Here is a 7180-nt window from a genome sequence, read left to right on the forward strand (position 1 = left end):
GTTGGAATATCAACGGTATCAAGATGTGCTCGTCTCCGGGCTACCCACACCGTTACCACAACGCATTGCCCTTCGCCAAGGTGACACGACCATCAACATCATTATTTCGACTTGGACACTGAACTGATGATCACCCAAACCACCACTTGGCCCTCACCGGCCAAACTGAATCTCTTTCTCTACATCACAAGCCGACGAGCCAATGGTTACCATGAACTGCAGACGCTGTTTCAATTCCTTGAGTATGGCGATGAGCTAACCATCACCGCCAATCACAGTGGAAACATTACGCTCTCACCTGCTATCGAGGGCGTTGCGCTAGAAGACAATTTGATCTGGAAAGCGGCAATGGCACTGAAAAGTGCGAGTCAATGTTCATTGGGCGCTCATATTGAACTCAACAAAATTTTACCTATGGGCGGTGGTATTGGCGGCGGTTCCTCTAACGCCGCAACAACGCTTGTCGCACTCAATCACTTATGGCAAACCAAACTGAGCGACGATGCGCTCGCCGAGATTGGACTGGCTCTAGGAGCAGATGTCCCGGTGTTCACCCGAGGTTTTGCCGCCTTTGCTGAGGGTGTGGGTGAGCAGCTGACGCCGGCATCGCCACAGGAAAAGTGGTACTTAGTTATCAAACCCTCAGTGAGCATTGCGACGGTGGATATATTCACCCATCCAGATTTGTGCAGAAATTCACCAAAGCGAGCGCTGACAACCCTTCTCGCCGATCCTTACGGAAACGATTGCGAAAAAATTGTTCGAATGCTTTACCCAGAGGTTGATAAGCAACTTTCATGGCTGCTACAATATGCGCCGTCAAGATTGACCGGGACTGGATCGTGCATTTTTGCTGAATTTTCGAGCAAAAATGCGGCACAATCTGTCTTCGAAAAATTACCTGACGCCGTCTCGGCTTTTGTAGCCCAAGGGAAAAACATTTCGCCTTTACACGAGACTTTGGCTAAGTATCGCTTAGCCCACACACAATCTATCTAAAACTGGACGCAACCCTGAGGTTTCCACCGTGCCTGATATGAAGCTATTTGCTGGTAACGCTACACCTGAACTAGCCCAACGTATTGCTGATCGTCTATACATCTCCCTTGGTGACGCAACTGTTTCTCGTTTTTCTGATGGCGAAGTCGCTGTACAAATCAACGAAAACGTTCGTGGTAGCGATGTTTTCATCATCCAATCTACCTGCGCACCGACCAACGACAACCTAATGGAACTTGTAGTGATGATTGACGCAATGCGCCGCGCTTCAGCGGGCCGTATTACTGCAGTTATCCCTTATTTTGGTTACGCTCGCCAAGACCGTCGCGTACGTTCTGCTCGCGTGCCAATTACGGCAAAAGTTGTTGCTGACTTCCTGTCCAACGTCGGTGTTGACCGCGTTCTAACTATCGACCTACATGCAGAGCAAATCCAAGGCTTCTTCGATGTTCCTGTTGATAATATCTTCGGTACACCTGTACTGCTTGAAGACATGCAGGCTCGCGGCCTAGAGAACCCTGTCGTGGTTTCTCCAGACCTTGGCGGTGTTGTTCGCGCTCGCGCAACAGCAAAAGCACTGGGTGATATCGATATTGCTATCGTTGACAAGCGTCGTCCGCGTGCCAACGTCTCTGAAGTGATGAACCTGATCGGTGATGTAGAAGGTCGCGACTGCGTGATCGTTGATGACATGATCGATACAGGCGGCACACTGTGTAAAGCGGCAGAAGCGCTAAAAGAGCGCGGCGCGAAACGTGTCTTTGCTTACGCGACACACGCCGTTTTCTCTGGTAACGCAGCACAAAACATTGGTAACTCAGTGCTAGACCAAGTGATCGTTACCGACTCGATCACGCTACCTAAAGAAATGGAAGCGACCGGTAAAGTGACCTGCCTAAGCCTATCTCGCATGCTGGCTGAAGCGATTCGCCGCATCAGCAATGAAGAGTCTATCTCGGCGATGTTCAACTAATATCGCGCCTTGCTCCGATGTAAAAACACCCTACGGGGTGTTTTTTTATTGCGGCGATAAAATTGTGCTATCATACTGCGCTTTTTGAGATTGCAAGAGAGATCCTAACCTTGACTCAACCGATCAAACTTCTTGTCGGCCTAGCCAATCCTGGGCCTGAATACGCCAAAACCCGCCATAATGCAGGCGCATGGGTGGTAGAAGAACTCGCACGTATCCACACGGTCACCTTGAAGAACGAACCGAAATTCTTCGGTATGACCGGGCGCATACTGATCAATGGTCAAGATCTCCGCCTGCTGATCCCCACCACTTTTATGAATCTCTCCGGCAAAGCGGTCGCCGCTTTGGCAAAGTTTTACCAAATTAAACCGGAAGAGATCATGGTGGCACACGATGAGCTCGACTTGCCACCTGGTGTAGCCAAGTTTAAAAAAGGCGGTGGACACGGTGGACACAACGGCCTGCGTGACACCATTAGCAAGCTTGGCAATAACAAAGATTTCTATCGCCTCAGGATTGGCATTGGTCACCCTGGGCACAAAGACAAAGTCGCTGGTTTTGTCCTTGGCAAAGCACCAGCAAAAGAGCAAGAACTGCTCGATGCAGCCGCCGATGAATCGGTCCGCTGTTTAGACATCCTTTTAAAAGATGGCTTAGCGAAAGCTCAAAACCGTCTACACACGTTCAAAGCTGAATAAGGTTACTATCATGGGTTTTAAATGTGGCATCGTTGGTCTCCCTAACGTAGGTAAATCAACTCTGTTTAACGCACTGACTAAAGCGGGTATTGAAGCAGCCAACTTCCCGTTCTGTACCATTGAACCAAACACAGGTGTGGTACCTGTGCCTGATCTTCGTCTTGATGCACTGGCAAAGATCGTTAACCCACAAAGAATTCTTCCAACCACGATGGAGTTTGTTGATATCGCAGGCTTGGTTGCAGGCGCGTCTCGCGGTGAGGGTCTAGGGAATAAATTCCTTGCCAATATCCGTGAAACCGATGCCATTGGCCATGTGGTTCGCTGTTTTGAAAATGAAAACATCGTTCACGTTGCGGGTAAAGTGTCTCCAATCGAAGATATCGAAGTCATTAACCTTGAACTGGCGATGGCGGACTTAGACTCATGTGAGCGTGCCATTCAACGTAACGCTAAAAAAGCCAAAGGCGGCGACAAAGACGCGAAATTCGAATTGACCGTCCTAGAGAAGCTACTCCCAGTACTGACCGAAGGTGGCATGGCGCGTACCGTTGAGTTGTCGAAAGAAGAGTTGGATGCCATTGGTTACCTCAACTTCCTAACACTCAAGCCAACTATGTACATTGCGAACGTCAACGAGGACGGCTTTGAAGACAACCCGTACTTGGATGCGGTACGTGAGTACGCAGAAAAAGAAAACAACGTGGTTGTGGCCGTCTGCGCTGCGATCGAATCTGAGCTTTCTGAGCTAGACGATGAAGATCGTGAAGAGTTTTTGGCGGATATGGGCATTGAAGAGCCAGGTCTAAACCGCGTTATCCGCTCTGGTTACGAGCTCTTGACCCTACACACCTACTTCACCGCAGGTGTCAAAGAGGTACGTGCTTGGACTATCCCTGTCGGTGCAACCGCCCCACAAGCAGCAGGTAAGATCCACACGGATTTTGAAAAAGGCTTTATCCGCGCAGAAGTTGTCGGCTATGACGACTACATCCAGTTCAACGGTGAAAGCGGTGCAAAAGAGGCCGGTAAGTGGCGTCTAGAAGGTAAAGACTACATCGTCAAAGATGGTGACGTTATCCACTTCCGCTTTAACGTATAAAATTGCGCAAGTGATTGACTTAAAAAGCCAGCAACTCTGCTGGCTTTTTTGTTTTCTCCCCCAGCGAGCCTAAGTTAAGTAAAGAGATTGACGCCAAAATGTTACCTGTTTTTGCCTGTTTACACGCCTCTTTGTTTAAAAAGGAATCGAACAGCTGGTTTATCCGGATTTATTCAAAAAAACTATTGACGCCTCTGCCTCAACTTCGCATAATGCGCGCCGTTCCCGACAATAAGGCATATCGTTTTTAAACGAAGCCGAAAGGGACACAGAGTGGCTACGTAGCTCAGCTGGTTAGAGCACATCACTCATAATGATGGGGTCACAGGTTCGAATCCCGTCGTAGCCACCATACATTTTTGTTTCTAGTGATGATACATGACTGGAAACCTCTAGAGCTAACTCTAGACAGAATAATGCGGAAGTGGCGGAATTGGTAGACGCACCAGATTTAGGTTCTGGCGCCGCAAGGTGTGAGAGTTCAAGTCTCTCCTTCCGCACCATTATTCGATAGCATCGCTATCATCTGCAGGTCTATCGCCAAGCGGTAAGGCAGCGGCTTTTGATGCCGCCATTCCCTGGTTCGAATCCAGGTAGACCTGCCATTTTTACATAGCTGAGCCTTTTATTACAAAGGGCTTGTCTATCAGAGCGTGAGGGTTTATATTGTCTCGCTCACGAGTGGCTACGTAGCTCAGCTGGTTAGAGCACATCACTCATAATGATGGGGTCACAGGTTCGAATCCCGTCGTAGCCACCATTAAATCAACACTACTGATTTTTACCAATTGATCGGTTGTGTACAGAGTTCAAGACGCGGAAGTGGCGGAATTGGTAGACGCACCAGATTTAGGTTCTGGCGCCGCAAGGTGTGAGAGTTCAAGTCTCTCCTTCCGCACCATCTTGATAAACAACTCTGAATTTGATTTTGCGGAAATGGCGGAATTGGTAGACGCACCAGATTTAGGTTCTGGCGCCGCAAGGTGTGAGAGTTCAAGTCTCTCTTTCCGCACCATTATTCAGATTCATAAGAATCTTGTAGGGCTATCGCCAAGCGGTAAGGCAGCGGCTTTTGATGCCGCCATTCCCTGGTTCGAATCCAGGTAGCCCTGCCATATTTTGTTTTTAGTCTCGCCAGACTGAAAACCGCTGAACTTACTCCTTGTTTGATAAGTTGAGCACTATGATTCGCGGAAGTGGCGGAATTGGTAGACGCACCAGATTTAGGTTCTGGCGCCGCAAGGTGTGAGAGTTCAAGTCTCTCCTTCCGCACCATCATTCGATAGCATCGCTATCACCTGCAGGTCTATCGCCAAGCGGTAAGGCAGCGGCTTTTGATGCCGCCATTCCCTGGTTCGAATCCAGGTAGACCTGCCATTATTTCTTGTGATGAGTTTTCTCATTACAAGCGTCTAGAAAGACCTTCTAGGCACCATTAAGTATGCGGAAGTGGCGGAATTGGTAGACGCACCAGATTTAGGTTCTGGCGCCGCAAGGTGTGAGAGTTCAAGTCTCTCCTTCCGCACCATACTTAATTCAGGTTTGGCTACGTAGCTCAGCTGGTTAGAGCACATCACTCATAATGATGGGGTCACAGGTTCGAATCCCGTCGTAGCCACCATTAAATCAACACTACTGATTTTTACCAATTGATCGGTTGTGTACAGAGTTCAAGACGCGGAAGTGGCGGAATTGGTAGACGCACCAGATTTAGGTTCTGGCGCCGCAAGGTGTGAGAGTTCAAGTCTCTCCTTCCGCACCATCTTGATAAATAACTCTGAATTTGATTATGCGGAAATGGCGGAATTGGTAGACGCACCAGATTTAGGTTCTGGCGCCGCAAGGTGTGAGAGTTCAAGTCTCTCTTTCCGCACCATCATTCGATAGCATCGCTATCATCTGCAGGTCTATCGCCAAGCGGTAAGGCAGCGGCTTTTGATGCCGCCATTCCCTGGTTCGAATCCAGGTAGACCTGCCATATTTTGTTTTTAGTCTCGCCAGACTGAAAACCGCTGAACTTACTCCTTGTTTGATAAGTTGAGCATTATGATTCGCGGAAGTGGCGGAATTGGTAGACGCACCAGATTTAGGTTCTGGCGCCGCAAGGTGTGAGAGTTCAAGTCTCTCCTTCCGCACCATCATTCGATAGCATCGCTATCACCTGCAGGTCTATCGCCAAGCGGTAAGGCAGCGGCTTTTGATGCCGCCATTCCCTGGTTCGAATCCAGGTAGACCTGCCATTATTTCTTGTGATGAGTTTTCTCATTACAAGCGTCTAGAAAGACCTTCTAGGCACCATTAAGTATGCGGAAGTGGCGGAATTGGTAGACGCACCAGATTTAGGTTCTGGCGCCGCAAGGTGTGAGAGTTCAAGTCTCTCCTTCCGCACCATACTTAATTCAGGTTTGGCTACGTAGCTCAGCTGGTTAGAGCACATCACTCATAATGATGGGGTCACAGGTTCGAATCCCGTCGTAGCCACCATTACAATTCATAGCTGATTTTTACCCATAGTTCGGTTATGATGTAAACAAAGCGGAAGTGGCGGAATTGGTAGACGCACCAGATTTAGGTTCTGGCGCCGCAAGGTGTGAGAGTTCAAGTCTCTCCTTCCGCACCATTATTTGATAGCATCGCTATCACCCTACAGGTCTATCGCCAAGTGGTAAGGCAGCGGCTTTTGATGCCGCCATTCCCTGGTTCGAATCCAGGTAGACCTGCCATATTAAAACCCAGCCTTTGGCTGGGTTTTCTCGTTTCAGTCCAGTTACCTTTTTCGCATCTCTTCTGCACAAAAAAATCCAGCCCTTGGGCTGGATTTAACATTAAGTCATGACTTTTTTGATGCTAGAAATCACTTTCTTAGCCTAAAAGCCCCAACGCTGAGTTGGGCGCTTGCTTTGCCTGAGCAAGTACAGAGCTTGACGCTTGAGACAAGATCTGAGACTTAGTCAATGCGGTGGTTTCTTTGGCGAAGTCCGTATCTTTAATGCGGCTCTTCGACGCGTTAACATTCTCATTGATGTTGTCTAAGTTATTGATCGCGTGATTGAATCGGTTTTGGAATGCACCCAATTCCGCTCGGTGACTATCAACAAACTTAAGCGCAGCATCGACGATGGCAACAGACTCTTGAGCGCCGCCAACGGTGCGAACGTCAATGGTATCCACGGTGACCGCTTTAGCTGGGCCAATGCTCAGTTCACCGGCTAGACTGCCTCCAAAGGTCGCCGTGCCTTCTACTGTGTTGTTATCGGTGAACAACTGAAGTTGACCATCTTCATTAACAGACGCTTTCACCATGTCCGTTTGACCGTTGATGTAAGTCGCAAGCTGCTCAATATCATCCCCCTCTTTTGCGGTGATGTTGATGTCTTGCACGCCGCCAAACTTATCAGTGACGTT

At 48.8% G+C, this 7180-nt stretch carries 5 protein-coding genes and 20 tRNA genes; 24 read left to right on the forward strand and 1 reads right to left on the reverse strand.

Annotation, left to right across the window (positions count from 1 at the left end; all coding sequences use genetic code 11):
- The first annotated feature begins 126 nt into the window (after positions 1–126).
- The 24 genes from ispE to AC6R0L_RS08000 all read left to right on the forward strand — a co-directional run bounded on the left by ispE (position 127) and on the right by AC6R0L_RS08000 (position 6498).
- A complete protein-coding gene (gene ispE, locus AC6R0L_RS07885; RefSeq protein WP_500628808.1) occupies positions 127–999 on the forward strand; it encodes a 4-(cytidine 5'-diphospho)-2-C-methyl-D-erythritol kinase in 873 nt (290 codons plus the stop codon).
- A gap of 28 nt (positions 1000–1027) precedes the next feature.
- A complete protein-coding gene (locus tag AC6R0L_RS07890; RefSeq protein WP_038133791.1) occupies positions 1028–1972 on the forward strand; it encodes a ribose-phosphate pyrophosphokinase in 945 nt (314 codons plus the stop codon).
- Positions 1973–2082: 110 nt separating this feature from the next.
- Complete coding sequence (gene pth, locus AC6R0L_RS07895; RefSeq protein ID WP_500628809.1) at positions 2083–2673, forward strand: aminoacyl-tRNA hydrolase; 591 nt, start codon at positions 2083–2085, stop codon at positions 2671–2673.
- 10 nt (positions 2674–2683) lie between these two features.
- On the forward strand, positions 2684–3775 hold the full coding sequence (ychF, locus tag AC6R0L_RS07900) for a redox-regulated ATPase YchF (protein ID WP_334551179.1): 1092 nt from the start codon (positions 2684–2686) through the stop codon (positions 3773–3775).
- 275 nt (positions 3776–4050) lie between these two features.
- Positions 4051–4127 (forward strand) — tRNA-Met (locus AC6R0L_RS07905).
- 66 nt (positions 4128–4193) lie between these two features.
- Positions 4194–4278: transfer RNA gene (locus AC6R0L_RS07910), tRNA-Leu, on the forward strand.
- Between the two features lie 27 nt (positions 4279–4305).
- A tRNA-Gln gene (locus tag AC6R0L_RS07915) sits at positions 4306–4380 on the forward strand.
- Positions 4381–4458: 78 nt separating this feature from the next.
- Positions 4459–4535 (forward strand) — tRNA-Met (locus AC6R0L_RS07920).
- 56 nt (positions 4536–4591) lie between these two features.
- Positions 4592–4676: transfer RNA gene (locus AC6R0L_RS07925), tRNA-Leu, on the forward strand.
- 29 nt (positions 4677–4705) lie between these two features.
- Positions 4706–4790 (forward strand) — tRNA-Leu (locus tag AC6R0L_RS07930).
- Positions 4791–4815: 25 nt separating this feature from the next.
- A tRNA-Gln gene (locus tag AC6R0L_RS07935) sits at positions 4816–4890 on the forward strand.
- A 75-nt stretch (positions 4891–4965) separates the two neighbouring features.
- Positions 4966–5050 (forward strand) — tRNA-Leu (locus tag AC6R0L_RS07940).
- A gap of 27 nt (positions 5051–5077) precedes the next feature.
- Positions 5078–5152, forward strand: a tRNA-Gln gene (locus AC6R0L_RS07945).
- A 66-nt stretch (positions 5153–5218) separates the two neighbouring features.
- Positions 5219–5303: transfer RNA gene (locus tag AC6R0L_RS07950), tRNA-Leu, on the forward strand.
- A 16-nt stretch (positions 5304–5319) separates the two neighbouring features.
- A tRNA-Met gene (locus tag AC6R0L_RS07955) sits at positions 5320–5396 on the forward strand.
- A 56-nt stretch (positions 5397–5452) separates the two neighbouring features.
- Positions 5453–5537: transfer RNA gene (locus AC6R0L_RS07960), tRNA-Leu, on the forward strand.
- A 29-nt stretch (positions 5538–5566) separates the two neighbouring features.
- A tRNA-Leu gene (locus AC6R0L_RS07965) sits at positions 5567–5651 on the forward strand.
- A 27-nt stretch (positions 5652–5678) separates the two neighbouring features.
- Positions 5679–5753, forward strand: a tRNA-Gln gene (locus AC6R0L_RS07970).
- Positions 5754–5828: 75 nt separating this feature from the next.
- A tRNA-Leu gene (locus AC6R0L_RS07975) sits at positions 5829–5913 on the forward strand.
- 27 nt (positions 5914–5940) lie between these two features.
- Positions 5941–6015: transfer RNA gene (locus AC6R0L_RS07980), tRNA-Gln, on the forward strand.
- Between the two features lie 66 nt (positions 6016–6081).
- Positions 6082–6166: transfer RNA gene (locus AC6R0L_RS07985), tRNA-Leu, on the forward strand.
- Positions 6167–6182: 16 nt separating this feature from the next.
- A tRNA-Met gene (locus tag AC6R0L_RS07990) sits at positions 6183–6259 on the forward strand.
- A gap of 51 nt (positions 6260–6310) precedes the next feature.
- Positions 6311–6395 (forward strand) — tRNA-Leu (locus AC6R0L_RS07995).
- A 28-nt stretch (positions 6396–6423) separates the two neighbouring features.
- A tRNA-Gln gene (locus tag AC6R0L_RS08000) sits at positions 6424–6498 on the forward strand.
- Positions 6499–6637: 139 nt separating this feature from the next.
- Here the strand turns inward: AC6R0L_RS08000 and AC6R0L_RS08005 are convergent.
- A partial coding sequence (locus tag AC6R0L_RS08005) for a flagellin (protein WP_500628810.1) occupies positions 6638–7180 on the reverse strand: 543 nt, incomplete at its 5' end.

This window comes from Vibrio sp. R15-SG3-ISO1A (assembly GCF_059833955.1).